This is a genomic window from Winogradskyella echinorum (assembly GCF_014297365.1).
Taxonomy (GTDB): domain Bacteria; phylum Bacteroidota; class Bacteroidia; order Flavobacteriales; family Flavobacteriaceae; genus Winogradskyella; species Winogradskyella echinorum.
In genome coordinates this window covers 1,253,215-1,270,387 of sequence record NZ_JACOQD010000001.1, presented here as the reverse complement: position 1 = coordinate 1,270,387, position 17,173 = coordinate 1,253,215, and the positions used below count along the sequence as shown (strand labels likewise).

Here is a 17,173-nt window from a genome sequence, read left to right as displayed (position 1 = left end):
GTAAATTTGCACTCTAATTCAAAATTACTTTATGAGTAAATTAGTAATTGTCGGGACAGTAGCTTTTGATGCTATTGAAACTCCTTTTGGTAAAACCGACAAAATTCTAGGTGGTGCAGCCACTTATATAGGTTTATCTGCTTCAAACTTTAATGTGGATTCCGCAGCAGTCTCTGTTGTTGGTGGCGATTTTCCAAAAGAATATCTAGATCTTTTAGAAAATAGAAATGTAAACATAGAAGGTATTGAAATTGTTAAAGATGGTAAAACCTTCTTTTGGAGTGGAAAATATCATAATGATATGAACTCTCGTGATACATTGGTTACTGAGCTAAATGTATTAGAGTATTTTAATCCTGTTGTGCCTAATAATTATAAAGATGCTGAAGTGGTAATGTTAGGGAATTTGCATCCTGCAGTACAACAAGGTGTGTTAGATCAAATGACTAAAAAACCAAAATTAGCCATTTTAGACACCATGAATTTTTGGATGGATATAGCGTTAGATGATTTATTGTCTGTAATTAAAAATGTGGATCTAATTACCATTAATGATGAAGAAGCAAGACAATTATCTGGTGAATATTCTTTAGTGGTTGCTGCAAGAAAGATTCATGAAATGGGACCTAAATATGTAGTGATTAAAAAAGGAGAACATGGAGCTTTATTGTTTCATAATGATAATGTTTTCTATGCGCCAGCTTTACCATTAGAAGAAGTTTTTGATCCAACTGGTGCAGGCGACACATTCGCTGGAGGTTTTGCTGGATATTTAGCTAAGACAAATGACTTTTCTTTTGAGAATATGAAAAAGGCCGTAATATACGGATCTACATTAGCATCATTCTGTGTGGAGAAATTTGGCACAGAAAGAATGCTTAACTTAACAGATAAAGAAATTTATAAACGTTTAGACCAATTTAAAAGTCTAACACAATTTGATATAGAATTAACTTAAACTAACGCGCTCAAAATTGAGCGCGTTTTTTTATCCTAAATAAGTTTAGGATCTAATTAAAAATAAACGAACAGCGTAATTATACCATGAGTGATGCTTTAAAACATGAGTGCGGTATTGCACTTATTAGACTTTTAAAACCATTAGAATACTATAAAGAAAAATATGGTAGTGCTTTTTATGGAGTTAATAAAATGTATTTAATGATGGAAAAACAGCACAACCGTGGACAAGACGGAGCTGGTTTTGCTAGCATTAAATTAAACACCAATCCAGGAGAACGTTACATAAGTAGAGTGCGTTCTATTGCACAACAACCAATTCAAGATATTTTTGCTCAAATTAACGAGCGTATTAATAAAGAGTTAACTGCACATCCAGAATATAATAATGACGTTGCTGCTCAAAAAAAGAACATACCTTATATAGGTGAAGTTTTATTAGGACATGTTCGTTATGGTACTTTTGGAAAAAACAGTGTAGAAAGTGTTCATCCCTTTTTAAGACAAAATAACTGGCAGCATAGAAACTTAATTATGGCAGGAAACTTTAACATGACTAATGTTAAAGAGCTTTTTGGCAACCTTATAGATTTAGGACAGCATCCAAAAGAATACACAGACACCATTACAATAATGGAGAAAATTGGTCATTTTCTAGATGATGCCGTTTCAAAAATTTATAGAGATTTAAAGAAAGAAGGGTATAACAAAAATGAATGTTCTCCTCTTATTGCTGAACGCCTTAAAGTTGGTAAAATATTAAAACGTGCTGCCAAAAACTGGGATGGTGGTTATGCTATGGCTGGTTTATTAGGTCATGGAGATTCTTTTGTACTTAGAGATCCTTCTGGTATTAGACCAACATATTATTATAAAGATGATGAAGTAGTGGTTGTAGCTTCCGAGCGACCAGTAATTCAAACAGTATTTAATGTTTCTTTTGAAGATGTTAAAGAATTAGAACCTGGACATGCTATTATCACTAAAAAATCTGGTAAAACCATTATTAAAAAAATACTAGAACCATTAGAGCGCAAAGCTTGTTCTTTTGAGCGTATTTATTTTTCTCGTGGTAGTGATGCAGAAATATATGAAGAACGAAAAGAGCTTGGTAGATTACTAATGCCAAAAGTTCTTGAAGCTATAGATAATGATACAGAAAATTCAGTTTTTTCATTTATACCAAATACTGCTGAGACCTCATTCTTTGGAATGATTGATACTGTAGAAGAGTATCTAAACAAAAGAAAAACACAATCTATTTTAAACGGAAACGGAAAGCTTTCTGCCGAAAGAGTTACAGAAATTTTATCCGAACGCCCAAGGATAGAAAAAATAGCCATTAAAGATGTAAAACTAAGAACCTTTATTACAGAAGACAGCAGTAGAGATGATTTAGTGGCCCATGTATACGATGTTACTTATGGCGTTATTAAACCCACAGACAATCTTGTTATTATTGACGATAGTATTGTACGAGGTACAACTCTTAAGAAAAGTATTATTAAAATGATGGATAGACTTAAACCTAAGAAAATTGTGGTTGTGTCTTCTGCTCCTCAAATACGTTATCCGGATTGTTATGGAATAGATATGGCAAATCTAGAAAGTTTAGTTGCCTTTAGAGCTGCATTAGAATTATTAAAAGATAACAACCAATACCATATCGTTGAAGAGGTTTATAATAAATGTTTAACTCAAGTTGATTTGAAAGATAAAAACGTAGTTAACTACGTTAAAGAGATCTACGATAACTTTACAGACGAACAGATTTCTGACAAAATTTCTGAATTACTAAGCGATGAAGAAGTTAATGCTGAAGTAAAAATTATTTTTCAACCTGTTGAGAATTTACATAAAGCCTGTCCTAAAAATCTAGGAGACTGGTACTTTACTGGTAATTACCCAACCGTTGGAGGTAATAGAGTAGTAAATAGAGCCTTTATTAATTTCTTTGAAGGAAATAAGGAGCGTGCATACTAATAATCACCCCAAAATAGCTTTTTATCCGATAAAACAAGTATTTAGTCGAAGAATACTGCGTTTTATCGGATATTTAGTTTGTTTTAACAAAATACATCTACATTGGTATCACCATAACATAAGTAGGTTAAGTTCATGGTAGATTTGGGGCAAAAAAAGGTGAACTTAGTTCACCTTTTTTTATACACTTAATTAAAGTTTTACTTTAAGTCATTTGTTTAATTTAAGATTCAATTTTATACATATCATCCCAGAAACGCGGTTCTTTCCACGCTTAGGCTAATATATAGGTCGTTTGTCCAAAAAATTGAACAGTTAAAATAATGTAAACTTATATTTGAATCACCATAACATAAGTAGGTTAAGTTTATGGTAGATTTGGGGCAAAAAGGGTGAACGTCTGTTCACCCTTTTTCATTTTTAATTCTCACGAAAGTGAGAATCTCATCAAACAAAATATTACTTTTTAAAGCATAAAAAAATCCGAGCCTTTTACAAGACACGGATTTTTAAATTATAATATTATTGTTACTTACTTCGCTTCTGCATAACGACGTTCAACTTCATTCCAGTTAATAACATTAAAAAATGCATTAATATAATCTGGTCTTCTGTTTTGGTAATTTAAATAATAAGCATGTTCCCATACATCTAATCCTAAAATTGGTGTACCACCACATGTAACACCTGGCATTAATGGATTGTCTTGGTTTGGTGTAGAGCAAACTTCTACTTTACCTCCTTTATGTACACACAACCAAGCCCAACCAGATCCAAATTGAGTCGCTGCAGCCTTGCTAAATGCTTCAATAAATGCATCCTTAGACCCAAACTCAGCTTCAATAGCATCTTTTAAGTCTCCAGAAAGATAACCTCTATCTTCAGGATTCATAACCTCCCAAAATAGAGAGTGGTTATAATATCCTCCACCATTATTTCTAACTGCACTATTAGACATATCTAAATTAGTAAGAATATCTTCGATTGACTTTCCTGCTAAATCTGTACCTTCTATTGCTGCATTAAGTTTCGTTGTATAACCATTATGGTGCTTAGTATGATGTATCTCCATAGTACGAGCATCTATATTAGGTTCTAAAGCATCATAAGCGTATTTTAATTTTGGTAATTCAAAAGCCATAGTCTTAAATTTTTATGTTAATGTTTCTATTTTCACAAATTTACAATATTGAAAACAAGAAAGTCTAAATAAATTATTAAGATTCCCTATTTTGGTATAAAATTTTTCATTTGCATAATTCACCTTACAAAATTTACAATGCGTCTGCAGGTAGCGGAAAAACATTTACGTTAGCTAAAGCGTATTTAAAAATACTCGTACAATCTAAAAACTACGACGAGTTTAAATCTATTTTAGCCATTACATTTACCAATAAAGCTGTAGGCGAAATGAAAGCGCGTATTATAGATATGCTAAAGTCATTTTCATCAGAAAAAAGTTTACAGCAACCACATCCAATGTTTGTGGCTATTTGTGATGAATTATCAATTGAACCTATTTTTCTTCACAATAAATCTAAACACATATTAAAGCATATTATTCATAATTATGGTGCTTTTGATATTTCTACAATAGATGGTTTTACACATAGAGTTATTAGAACCTTTGCTCACGACTTAAATTTACCTGTGAATTTTGAAGTTGAACTCGACCAAGAACGTCTATTAAACGAAGCCGTTGATAGCCTTATTGCTAAAGCCGGAAACGATAACACCTTAACAAAAGTTCTTATAGACTTTGCTATAGAAAAAGCAGACGACGATAAAAGCTGGGATATTAGTTACGACTTTAATAAAATTGCGAAACTTTTAGTTAATGAAAATGATCTTTTTGCAATTGAAACTTTAAAAGGTAAAACGCTACAGGATTTTAAATTATTAAAAGAGAAGTTGATTAAACAAATTCTGCAGCTTGAAACCCATATTGTAAAAGCTGCACAAGCTAGCTTAACATTAATAGAAGAATGTGGCTTACAGTTTGATGATTTTAATAGAAGTTCATTACCAAATCATTTTCAAAAATTAAGTGACAAACAATTTTCTGTTGGCTTTGAAGCAGCTTGGCAAAATGATCTCAAAGAAGGAAATACCATTTACCCTAAGCGTGTTACCGAAACTATTGCATCTACAATAGAAAGTATTCAACCTACCCTTACTGAAGCTTTTACAAAAACAAAACGTTTAATTTTTGAATTAAAACTCAAAAAAGAATTTTATAAAAATATAACACCTCTTTCGGTTTTAAACGCTATTCAAAATGAATTAAATGCTATAAAAGATGAGCAAAACAAAATGCTTATTTCAGAATTTAATAAAATAATTAGCAACGAAATTAAAGACCAACCCACTCCATTTATATACGAGCGTTTGGGCGAAAAATTTAAGCATTACTTTATTGATGAGTTTCAAGATACCTCAAAAATGCAATGGGAAAATCTAGTACCTTTATTAGATAATGCACTTTCTGCAGCAAATGGTTCTACCATGTTGGTAGGCGACGCAAAACAAGCCATTTATAGATGGCGTGGTGGCGAAGCAGAACAATTTATAAACCTGTACAATGAAACAGTCAACCCTTTTCAAGTTGAAGCAGAAGTTGTGCCACTTAATACTAATTACAGAAGTGCAAAAGAAATTATTGCTTTTAATAATTCTTTTTTTAAGTTTTTGAGTGAACGCTATTTTAGTAATGCACAGTATGCCGATCTGTATAAGCATGCTGGGCAAATACCTTTTAGCAATTTGGATGGTTTTGTAAATCTCAATTTTCTAGACATTACAAAAGAAGATGACGCTACAGAATTGTATGCTTTAGAGGTTTTAAAAACAATTAATCAATGTGTAGCAAATGGCTTTGCGCTAGATGATGTATGTGTTTTGGTGCGAAAGCGAAAAGAAGGCGTTGCTTTAGCAAATTACCTCAGTGACCAAGGAATTAAAATTACGTCTTCAGAAACTTTACTTTTAAAAAATTCTGACAAAATTAATTTCGTTTCTTCATTTTTAAAATTGCTTTTACAACCTAATAATGACAGTCTTAAAGTAGAAGTACTTTCCTATATAGCAGAAGAATATCATATTAAAGATAAACATCAATTTTTTACTTTATATCTAAAGAATAGTCTAGATGATATGTTTGAAGAGTTAAAGCAATTACAAATCTTCATTAATAAAGACGAGCTCCTTCAACTACCACTTTACGAACTTGTTGAGCATATTATTAGAACCTTTAAGCTTAACGAAAAATCAGATGCTTATCTTCAATTTTATATGGATGAGGTATTAGAGTTTTCTCAAAAACAGCATTCGGATTTAGCAGCTTTTGTATCTTATTTTGATAAAAAACAAGATAAGCTTAGTGTGGTATCTCCAGAAAACATGAAGGCCGTAAAAATTATGACCATTCATAAATCTAAAGGACTAGAATTCCCAGTTGTAATATTTCCGTTTGCAGATCTTAATATTTATAAAGAATTAGAGCCTAAAGTTTGGTTTCCAGTTATTGGGGAAGAATATTGTGGTTTTGATACTTTACTACTCAATTATGGAAAAGATGTAGAACATTATGGTGAAATTGGTAATGAAATCTACCAAACACACCAATCACAATTAGAACTAGATAATATTAATTTACTATATGTTGTACTAACAAGAGCTGTTGAGCATTTACATATTATTTCTAAAAAAGACATAAGCTCAAAAGGAGTTGTAAGCGAAAACACCTATGCAGGTATGTTTATTTCGTATTTGCAACAGCAAAATAAATGGAATGATAATCAACTAAATTATAGTTTTGGGAAGTTAAATTTAAAACAAAGTAATTTAGAAAAAGAAAGCGCTTCAAAAGCTCTAAAGTTTATTTCTGTACCAAAAGAAGATCACAATTTAAGTATTATAACAAAAGCTGGATTATTATGGGATACCAAACAAGAAAAAGCGATTGAACGAGGTAATTTAGTGCACTTGGTTTTGTCTAAAATTAAAACCATTGACAACCTCGATTTTGCATTTAATGATCTTTTAGTTTCTGGAGAAATAACAAAAGATAACAAAGACGATTTAGAAACTTTAGTTGCAAATGTTGTTGAACACCCAAAACTAGCCGTTTATTATCAAGATAATTTCAAAATATATAACGAACGTGATATAATTACAAGTTCTGGTCAGCTTTTAAGACCAGATCGTTTAAACATTAATTCTAAACACGAAGCTATTATTATAGATTATAAAACAGGTGAACAAAAAGCGTTTCATAAAACTCAGCTTAATGATTATGAAACTGTATTAACTCAAATGAACTTAACGGTAACTCACAAATTATTAGTTTACATAAATGACACCATTGATGTTATTGAAGTCTAATTTATACATAGTATCTTTGCACTACAACTAAAATAATAAACATGTACGGAGATATAAAAACACATTTACAACAAGAAATAGAATCTATTAAAGATGCCGGTCTTTTTAAAGAGGAACGTATAATTACCTCACCTCAAGGTGCCGAAATAACACTTAACACTGGGCAAAAAGTTTTAAATTTTTGTGCAAACAATTATTTAGGTTTATCATCGCATCCCGAAGTTATTCAAGCAGCAAAGGACACAATGGATACCCATGGTTTTGGGATGTCTTCAGTGCGTTTTATCTGTGGTACACAGGATATACATAAAGAGTTAGAACAAAAGATTGCAGATTTTTATGGCACAGAGGACACTATATTATATGCTGCGGCTTTTGATGCAAATGGTGGTGTATTTGAGCCATTGTTAACTAAAGAAGATGCTATTATTTCAGACTCTTTAAATCATGCTTCTATTATAGATGGAGTAAGATTGTGTAAAGCAGCTAGATATCGTTACCAAAATAATGATATGGCCGATTTAGAAGCGCAGCTAATTGCAGCTAATGAAAATGGAGCACGATTTAAAATTATTGTAACTGATGGCGTATTTTCTATGGATGGCTTGGTTGCACCCTTAGATGAAATATGTGATCTAGCAGATAAGTACGATGCGATGGTTATGATAGACGAATGCCATGCCACTGGTTTTATTGGTGAAACAGGAATTGGTACACTTGAAGAAAAAGGAGTTCTCGGACGTATAGATATTATTACAGGAACTTTAGGAAAAGCAATGGGTGGAGCCATGGGAGGTTATACAACAGCTAAAAAAGAAATTATTGAAATTCTTCGCCAACGCTCTAGACCTTATCTATTTTCAAATTCTTTAGCACCAGCTATTGTTGGGGCTTCTATTAAGGTTTTTGATATGCTTAAAAACGACACTGGTTTAAGAGATAAAGTAGATTGGAATACAAAATACTTCAAAAAAGGGATGAAAGAAGCTGGGTTTGATATCGTTGATGGTGACTCTGCAATTGTACCTGTAATGTTATACGATGCCAAATTATCACAGACTATGGCAAATATGCTATTAGAAGAAGGTGTATATGTTATTGGGTTCTTTTTTCCCGTTGTACCTAAAGATAAAGCGAGAATAAGAGTACAACTATCTGCAGCCCATGACCAAAATCAACTAGATAAAGCAATAGCAGCTTTTATTAAAGTTGGTAAAAGACTCGAAATTATTTAAAATGGTTACAAACTCGCTGATTTAGGGCGATATAACAATATTTTTATATATTTGTCTTTGTTAATAATATTTAACAACTTACTTTTGCTAACAATTAACACTTAAAATTAAAATAAATTTGAATATGAAAAATCTTAGCAGATTATTTTTTGCCGCAGTGCTTCTTATGAGTTTTAGCACTTCAAATGCTCAAGATAAGAACAATCCGTGGGCTCTTGGTATTGCAACTAATGCAGTTGATTTTTATCCTGTAGGAGAAGACACACCTCAAGGTGATTATTTTGACGAATATTTTAACGTTACAGATCATTGGAACATTATGCCGTCTATATCTATGATTTCTGTTTCTAGATACCTTAGCGATGGTTTTACTTTTACAGCTACAGGTTCTCTTAACAAAATAGAGAAATTTGGTTCTAATGTTAGTCCAACTGGTGTTGAAACAACAAATAATGTTGATGATTTAACATATTTTGGTCTTGATGGTAGAGTTTCTTACAGCTTTATGGATGTTATTAACTCTAACAAATTCGACCCTTATTTAGGTGTTGGTGGTGGTTACACTTGGGTAGATGACTTAGGTGCAGGTACTATAAATGGAACTTTAGGTCTTAAATTTTGGGTGACTGAAAAATTAGCTGTTGAAGCTCAATCTACTTACAAGCATGCTTTTGAAGATAGATTATCTAAGCATTTCCAACATTCTCTTGGTATCGTTCTTAAGTTTGGTGGTACTGATACTGATAATGATGGTATCTACGATCAAGATGACGCTTGTCCAGAAGAAGCTGGTTTAGAGATCTTTAATGGTTGTCCAGATTCTGATAACGATGGTATTCAAGATTCTAAAGACGATTGTCCTAACACTCCTGGTTTAGCTGAATTTAACGGTTGTCCTGATGGTGATGGTGATGGTGTAATGGATAAAGATGATAAGTGTCCTACTGTTGCTGGTCTTAAAAACTTAATGGGTTGTCCAGATGCTGATGGTGACGGTGTTGCTGATGGTGATGATAACTGTCCTAACGAATCAGGTCCTGCTGCAAACAACGGATGTCCTTGGCCAGATACTGATGGTGATGGCATCTTAGATAAAGACGATAAGTGTCCTAACGAAGCTGGTACTGCTGCTAACAATGGTTGTCCAGAAGTTAAGCCAACTGCTCCAGTAATGGAAACTTTAAATAGTTATGCTAGATCTATCTTATTCGATACAGGTAAAGCTTCTTTCAAAAAAGAAACTGACCAAGTATTACAAGCTATGGTAGCAATCTTTAAAGATTACCCACAAGCAGATTTCTCAATTGAAGGTCATACTGATAGTGTAGGTTCTAAATCTACTAACCAAGCTTTATCTGATAGAAGAGCTAACGCAGTTAGAGATTACTTAATCGCTAATGGTATTAGTGCAGATAGATTAACTGCAGCTGGTTTCGGTGAAGATAATCCTATCGCTAATAACAAAACAAGAGCTGGTAGAAAAGAAAACAGACGTGTAGAGGTGAAGTTGAAAAACTAATAATATCTCTAAAATATATTGAAAAAACGCTCCGAGATTCGGAGCGTTTTTTATTTTTATAAAATGATAAGTTTTATAAAAAGCGTACTTGTAGATCTTAAGAGTAAGGGTTTAAAACTAGAAGATTTACACTTTATCCTTCCTAGTAAACGTGCCGGCGTTTTTTTAAAACATCATCTATCTACTTTATTAAGTCAACCCATCTTTGCACCAAATATTCTCAGTATAGAAGAGTTTGTTGAAGAATTATCGGGTTTGCAAACTATTCCAAACACAGAATTACTTTTTAAGCTTTATGACAGTTATAAAAAACTAACAAATGAAGCTGACATAGAGTCGTTTGATTCATTTTCTAAATGGGCACAAATATTATTACAAGACTTTAATGAGATAGACCGCTATCTTATACCACAAGAGGACATTTTCGATTACCTAAACGCTATAAAAGAACTTAATCACTGGTCTTTAGAGGCAGAACAAACCGAACTAGTTAAAAACCATCTAAAGTTTTGGAAACGACTTAAAAACTATTACTTAGATTTTACAGAAAATTTGCTTCAAAATAAAAAAGGCTATCAAGGACTAATCTACAGAGAAGCCGCAGAAAACTTAGAGGTTTACATTAATAGTAATACCGAAAAAACACATGTTTTTCTCGGCTTTAATGCACTTAATGAATCTGAATCTCGGATAATACAAGGCTTACTTCAAGATGACTTAGCGTATATTTATTGGGACATAGATAGAACATTTATTGATGACCCTATTCATGATGCTGGACTATTTACAAGAATACACAGAAAAAAATGGAACTATTTTAAAAAACATCCTTTTAATTGGATAACCTCAAACTATAGTGAAGAAAAAACTATTGAAGTCATTGAAACCCCTAAACTTGTTGGGCAAGCCAAATATATTGGTCAATTATTAGAAAATATAAGCAAAAGCAATAAAAACCTATCTAGCGTAGCTGTAGTATTAGGGGAAGAAAACTTATTAATCCCTGTACTAAACTCTATTCCTAAAGCTGTAACAAATCTTAATGTTACAATGGGTTTGCCTCTAAAATTTGTGCCTTTAGCGTCGTTCTTTGAGCATTTATTTGTCATCCATAAAAACAATCCTAAAAATTATTATTACAAAGATGTTATAAATATTCTCTCACATCCATCACTATATCCGCTTTTTAAAACAGAATCTAGTAATACGGCTAGTGAAATAACAAATTACATTCAAAAAAATAATCTTGTTTATATTACTATAGACGACCTAAAGGCGCAAACAAATTTACATACAGACATCATTAAATTATTATTTAAACCTTGGGAAGATAATGCCGAAAATGCCCTAAATAGTTGTTCTGATCTCATCTTTAAAATGAAGACTAATATTGATGCAAATAAGAATATAAATCGTTTAGAGTTAGAATATTTATATCGTTTCAATACATTGTTTAATCAACTTTCTGAACTAAACAGCAATTACAAATATCTAAATACGGTTTCTACCTTACAAACAATTTACAAAGAGCTTTTAAGCTCAGAAACCCTAGATTTTAAAGGAGAACCACTAGAAGGATTACAAATTATGGGAATGTTAGAATCTAGAGTTTTAGATTTTGAAACAGTAATTATCAGTTCAGTAAATGAAGGCATTTTACCATCAGGAAAAACAAATAATTCATTTATTCCTTTTGATGTTAAAGTTCAGAACGGATTACCAACATTTAAAGAAAAAGATGCTGTTTATACCTATCATTTTTACAGGCTATTACAGCGTGCTAAAAATGTATATATACTTTATAACACAGAAGTTGATGCCCTCAAAGGTGGTGAAAAAAGTAGATTTATTACTCAATTAGAAATTGAGGGTATTCATAATATTAAGCATACTACAGCTTCACCAGATGTACCAATTATTAAGAAACAACTCAAACAAATTACAAAAACACCATTAGTTACTGAAAAAATTAAAGAATTAGCTCTTAAAGGTTTTTCTCCATCGTCTTTAACTAATTATATAAGAAATCCAATAGATTTTTATTTCGAAAAAATTCTTGGTATTAAAGATTTTGAAGATGTAGAAGAAAACATAGCTGCGAATACTATGGGATCTGTTATTCATAATACATTAGAGGATTTTTATAAACCTCTAGAAGGTGAATTTTTAACTGTTAATCATTTAGAAACTTTTAAAAAACAAATTAAACAAACAGTTTCAAAGCACTTTAAAGACTTGTATAAAGATGGTGACTTTTCAAAAGGAAAAAACCTTATCATTTTTGAAATAGCACAACGTTATATTTCCAATTTCTTAAACTCTGAAATTGAAAGTCTCAATACTGGTAACCAAATAAAAATCTTGGCAATTGAAGCTGAAAAATCCGTTGAAATAAAAATTGAAGGCCTAGATTTTCCGATAAAGTTAAACGGAAAAGTTGATAGAATAGATGAATTAAATGGAATTACGCGTGTTATTGATTATAAATCTGGCAAGGTTGAGCAGAATAAAGTCGAAATTGTAGATTGGGAGGACTTAACTACAGATTACGATAAGTATAGCAAGTCATTTCAGGTGTTATGTTATGCTTATATGATGCGCAAAAATAACCTCATACAATTACCTATCGAAGCCGGAATTATTTCTTTTAAAAACCTCAATAAAGGCTTTTTAAAGTTTGGTAAAAAACAATCTTCTGGTAGTAGAACAAAAGACCAATTAATTACTCAAGAAACCCTTAATAATTTTGAGATTGAACTTAAAAAACTCATTTTAGAAATCTGTAATTCTAAAGTAGATTTCATTGAAAAAGAACTCGAATAATGATTATTGATAAGAATATAATTTTAGACCGAAAAGATAATAAACCAATTCTTATTGATGCGTTTTATAACGAAAAGAAAACGAAACAACCTATCGTTATATTTTGCCATGGTTATAAAGGATTTAAAGATTGGGGAGCTTGGAATATTATGGCAAAAGAAATTGCTAAAGCCGGAAATTGCTTTATTAAATTCAATTTTTCTCATAATGGAGGTACAATGAATAATCCAATTGATTTTCCAGATTTAGAAGCCTTTGGAAATAACAACTACACTAAAGAGCTTGATGATTTAAAAGCAGTAATAGATTGGGCACAAGATCAATTTAAAAATAACCTGCAAATTGATATTAATAACATCTGTTTAATTGGTCATAGTCGTGGAGGCGGAATCGCTATAATAAAAGCCTCAGAAGATATAAGAATTACTAAACTCATCACATTAGCTAGTGTTAGTAATTTCGAAAAACGAACTGCAACCATTGATGATTTAAAAGAATGGAAAGAAAAAGGAGTTAAATATGTATTAAATGGTAGAACCAAGCAACAAATGCCGCATTTCTATCAGTTTTATGAAAACTTTAAAGCCAACGAAAACCGACTACATATTAAATCGGCTATAAAGCAAGTAAAAGTTCCTATACTTATAATACATGGAGATAAGGATACTTCTATCTCAATAGATGAAGCAAAAGACTTACACAAATGGAATCCGACTAGTCAACTTAAAATAATTGAAGGAGCAGATCATGTTTTTAACACCAAGCATCCTTGGGATAAAGAAACACTATCTTATGAATTAAATAACCTGGTTAATTCAATTCATAGTTTTTTAGAATAAAGTTTATTTTATTTTAAACCACTTAAAATAAGAACAGGTAATTGGGTGCTATGAAAATCTTTCTTTAAAATCACATTATTCTCCCAAAGCTTCTTAAAAAATCCTCGTTTACGTCGTACAACACAAAGCAAATCTGGATTATTAGATTTATAATGTTCTAAAACAGCCTGAAACGTTGTTGGGCTTTCAGCAATAGTAGTCTTGGTAATTAATGCGTTTAATTCATCATTAAGATCAAAATCTTCCTTTTTATGATGTGCAGTTTTTACCAATAATAAATTTACAGTAGCTTTAAATTGATTTTTAATTGAAGACAAAGGATACAACACTCTTTCCTTTTTTATAATCGCAGATTTAATAGCTAGTAATATTTTTTCGAAAGGTCTATAAGTATAACCCTCTGGCACTATAAGCGCAGGTATTTGTGTACGCTTTACAATTTTACCCGAAGTCCTTCCTAAATACACCTCATCTTTAATAGAATTAGTACGAGGCTCTAATATGATTAAATCTACGTCTAAGGCATCACAAACTTTCTCTATAGTATCTACCAACTTACCCTTAAAAGTTCTTGTATAAACCTCAACACCTTTTGTGTCGATAGAAGCTACATGGTCATCTAAAAAATCCTTAGATTCTTTTTCTATAATAGAATCTACATTTATCATTGTACCTGCTTTAGTATAAACATTATATATTTGGACTACATATAATTTTGCGTTAAATGCCTTAGCAAAATCTACAGCATATTGTAAGTGTGATTTTGCATTTTTTGAAGACCCAACAGGAACAAGTATTGTTTTCATTTTAATAAAATTTTGAAACAAAAATAAACATTAAAAATGATTCGTAAAGCTACTATTATAGATATTGAACCCATAATGACAATGACAAAGGCTTGTGCTAAAGCAATGATAGCCAAAGGTATTTATCAATGGAATGAGCATTATCCTAATCCTTCTGCGTTTAAAAATGACATTAAGCAACAAGAACTTTATGTTTTAGAAATTAATGGAGAGGTTAAAGGATCTATTGTTATTTCAGTTTTTATGGATGAAGAATACATTCCTATAAAATGGTTAACAAACAATGAAAATAACATTTATATTCATCGGTTAGCCGTTCACCCTGAATTGCAAGGAAAAGGATATGCACAACAATTAATGGACTTTGCAGAAAACTTTGCTATAGAAAATAACTATAGCTCTATTAGGTTAGATACCTTCTCACAGAACAAAAGAAATCAAAAGTTTTACGAACTTCGCGGCTATAAACGATTAGGTGATATATATTTTCCGAAGCAAAGTAAATTTCCTTTTCATTGTTACGAACTAGTGTTTTGAGTACTTCAATAAATTTAAAACAAATCAATAAACTTGCTATACCTGCATTAATTTCTGGTGTATCAGAACCTATTTTGTCATTAACTGATGCTGCAATTATTGGTAATATGGATTATAATGCCACCACCTCTTTAGCTGCCGTTGGTATTGTAGGCACTTTTTTTTCTATGCTTATTTGGGTTTTAGGGCAAACAAGAAGTGCCATATCGTCTATTGTCTCTCAATACCTGGGTGCCGGAAACATTGATAAAGTAAAAGATCTACCTGCGCAAGCCATATTTTTAATCACTTCACTTAGCTTAATTATCATAGCTGTTACTTTCCCATTTGCTACAACTATTTTTCAGTTTTATAACGCCTCTGGTGAAATACTTAATAGTAGTGTTGAGTACTATCAAATTAGAGTATTCGGATTTCCGTTTACGCTGTTTACAATAGCCGTTTTTGGCACCTTTAGAGGTTTGCAAAACACTTACTACCCAATGTTAATTGCCATCACAGGAGCGCTTGCAAACATTGTTTTAGACTTTATTTTTGTGTATGGCATTGCCGATAAATTACCTGCAATGCATATAAAAGGTGCGGCTTATGCTAGTGTTATTGCACAGATAATAATGGCATTACTCTCAACATATTTTATTCTAAAGAAAACAGATATTCCGTTATTAGTAAAATTTCCTTTCAATCCAGAAATTAAACGATTTGCAATTATGATTGCAAATCTATTTATTAGAACACTAGCTTTAAACCTAGCATTATACTTAAGTACAAGTTTTGCAACAAAATATGGTGAAAATTATATTGCTGCATATACTATAGCTATTAATCTCTGGTTTTTAGGAGCTTTTCTTATAGATGGATATGCAAGTGCAGGCAATATCTTATCGGGTAAATTGTTAGGGGCTAAGGACTACAAAAGCCTCATAACTTTAAGTGATAAACTTATTAAATACGGAATTTCCATTGGTGTAATAATAGCAATTATTGGAGCTTTAATATACTATCCAATTGGTAACCTTTTTAGTAACGACCAAGCTGTATTAAACGAGTTTTATAGTGTATTTTGGATGGTGTTACTTATGCAACCATTATGCGCTTTAGCTTTTATTTTTGACGGTGTATTTAAAGGTCTGGGAGAAATGAAATATCTTAGAAATGTTTTACTTTTTTCTACCCTTTTAGTGTTTTCGCCAATCATATATTTAAGCGATTATTTAGATTATAAACTCTACGGTATTTTTATAGCTTTTACATTATGGATAATTGCCAGAGGCATTCCTTTAATCATAAAATTTAGAAAAACATTTAAATCGCTTGCTCAAAACACTTAAATTTGGCCTAAATTATATACTATAGTGAAATTTATTATTTCCATATTACAAGAAGTTAACATTGATGAAAAGTTAAAAAATGCTCCCGATAGCAGTTATGGTATAGGTGTTTTTATCGGTACTTTTTTACCGTTTTTAATTTTAGTGATTCTTGCATATATTATTTACAGATATAATAAAAACAGAATAAAAGACGAATAGAATGGATATTCTTAATTTTTTAGGAGGTAATGGATTATTTCTTATTCTTGGCATCGTATTAATCGTTGTTTACTTTTATAATAGAAACAAAAGACGTTAATGAGCAATATTCGAATTACAAAAAAGTTCTCTTTTGAGACTGGTCATGCACTATACGGTTACGATGGCAAATGCAAAAACGTACATGGACATAGTTACCGATTAGACGTTACTGTGATAGGTTCTCCAATTTCGGATAGCTCCAATGTTAAATTTGGGATGGTTATAGACTTCGGTGATTTAAAAAAAATCGTAAAAGAAGAGATTGTAAATGTATTTGACCACGCTACCGTTTTTAATAAAAACACACCTCATGTTGAGTTAGCAAAAGAACTAAAAGATAGAGGTCATAATGTGCTATTGGTAAACTACCAACCAACAAGTGAAATGATGGTTATTGACTTTGCTGAAAAAATAAAACAACGTTTGCCAAAAAACATAAAATTGCATTCACTAAAACTTCAAGAAACAGCGACTAGCTTTGCTGAGTGGTATGCTTCAGATAATGACTAAAACC

At 31.5% G+C, this 17,173-nt stretch carries 12 protein-coding genes; 10 read left to right on the top strand and 2 right to left on the bottom strand.

Features of this window, described 5'->3' with window-relative positions; translation table 11 throughout:
• Positions 1-31 precede the first annotated feature (31 nt).
• The gene (locus H8K90_RS05660; protein WP_186844947.1) at positions 32-958 is read left to right on the top strand and encodes a PfkB family carbohydrate kinase; all 927 of its coding nucleotides are present in this window, start codon (positions 32-34) and stop codon (positions 956-958) included.
• 86 nt (positions 959-1,044) lie between these two features.
• Entirely contained in the window at positions 1,045-2,943 is a 1,899-nt protein-coding gene (locus H8K90_RS05655; RefSeq protein WP_186844946.1) for an amidophosphoribosyltransferase, read from the top strand.
• Positions 2,944-3,475: 532 nt separating this feature from the next.
• On the opposite strand, the gene H8K90_RS05650 is transcribed toward H8K90_RS05655, so the two are convergent.
• Positions 3,476-4,084 (bottom strand): superoxide dismutase, encoded by a 609-nt coding sequence (locus tag H8K90_RS05650; RefSeq protein ID WP_186844945.1) that lies wholly within the window; start codon positions 4,082-4,084, stop codon positions 3,476-3,478.
• 110 nt (positions 4,085-4,194) lie between these two features.
• On the opposite strand from H8K90_RS05650, the gene H8K90_RS05645 reads away from it, so the two are divergent.
• The 5 genes from H8K90_RS05645 (at position 4,195) to H8K90_RS05625 (ending at position 13,742) form a co-directional block, all read left to right on the top strand.
• Entirely contained in the window at positions 4,195-7,326 is a 3,132-nt protein-coding gene (locus H8K90_RS05645) for a UvrD-helicase domain-containing protein (RefSeq protein WP_186844944.1), read from the top strand.
• A 41-nt stretch (positions 7,327-7,367) separates the two neighbouring features.
• The gene (gene kbl, locus H8K90_RS05640) at positions 7,368-8,561 is read left to right on the top strand and encodes a glycine C-acetyltransferase (protein ID WP_186844943.1); all 1,194 of its coding nucleotides are present in this window, start codon (positions 7,368-7,370) and stop codon (positions 8,559-8,561) included.
• Between the two features lie 124 nt (positions 8,562-8,685).
• A complete protein-coding gene (locus tag H8K90_RS05635) occupies positions 8,686-10,080 on the top strand; it encodes an OmpA family protein (RefSeq protein WP_186844942.1) in 1,395 nt (464 codons plus the stop codon).
• A gap of 63 nt (positions 10,081-10,143) precedes the next feature.
• Positions 10,144-12,903 carry a PD-(D/E)XK nuclease family protein gene (locus H8K90_RS05630; protein ID WP_186844941.1) on the top strand — a complete coding sequence of 920 codons (2,760 nt, stop codon included), beginning with the start codon at positions 10,144-10,146 and terminating at the stop codon, positions 12,901-12,903.
• Positions 12,903-13,742, top strand: a complete 840-nt coding sequence (locus H8K90_RS05625; protein WP_186844940.1) for an alpha/beta hydrolase family protein — start codon at positions 12,903-12,905, stop codon at positions 13,740-13,742. The genes H8K90_RS05630 and H8K90_RS05625 overlap by 1 nt, the downstream gene beginning before the upstream one ends.
• Before the next feature lie 8 nt (positions 13,743-13,750).
• Here H8K90_RS05625 and H8K90_RS05620 read toward each other — a convergent pair whose 3' ends face one another.
• Entirely contained in the window at positions 13,751-14,548 is a 798-nt protein-coding gene (locus H8K90_RS05620; protein ID WP_186844939.1) for a universal stress protein, read from the bottom strand.
• A 36-nt stretch (positions 14,549-14,584) separates the two neighbouring features.
• Between H8K90_RS05620 and H8K90_RS05615 the strand changes: the two genes are divergently transcribed.
• The 3 genes from H8K90_RS05615 (at position 14,585) to H8K90_RS05605 (ending at position 17,169) form a co-directional block, all read left to right on the top strand.
• Positions 14,585-15,085 carry a GNAT family N-acetyltransferase gene (locus H8K90_RS05615; protein WP_186844938.1) on the top strand — a complete coding sequence of 167 codons (501 nt, stop codon included), beginning with the start codon at positions 14,585-14,587 and terminating at the stop codon, positions 15,083-15,085.
• Positions 15,082-16,416: an MATE family efflux transporter gene (locus H8K90_RS05610; protein WP_186844937.1), complete on the top strand. Its 1,335-nt coding sequence runs from the start codon at positions 15,082-15,084 to the stop codon at positions 16,414-16,416. Before H8K90_RS05615 ends, H8K90_RS05610 begins: the two co-directional genes overlap by 4 nt.
• Positions 16,417-16,716: 300 nt before the next feature.
• A complete protein-coding gene (locus H8K90_RS05605; protein WP_186844936.1) occupies positions 16,717-17,169 on the top strand; it encodes a 6-pyruvoyl trahydropterin synthase family protein in 453 nt (150 codons plus the stop codon).
• Positions 17,170-17,173: the final 4 nt, after the last annotated feature.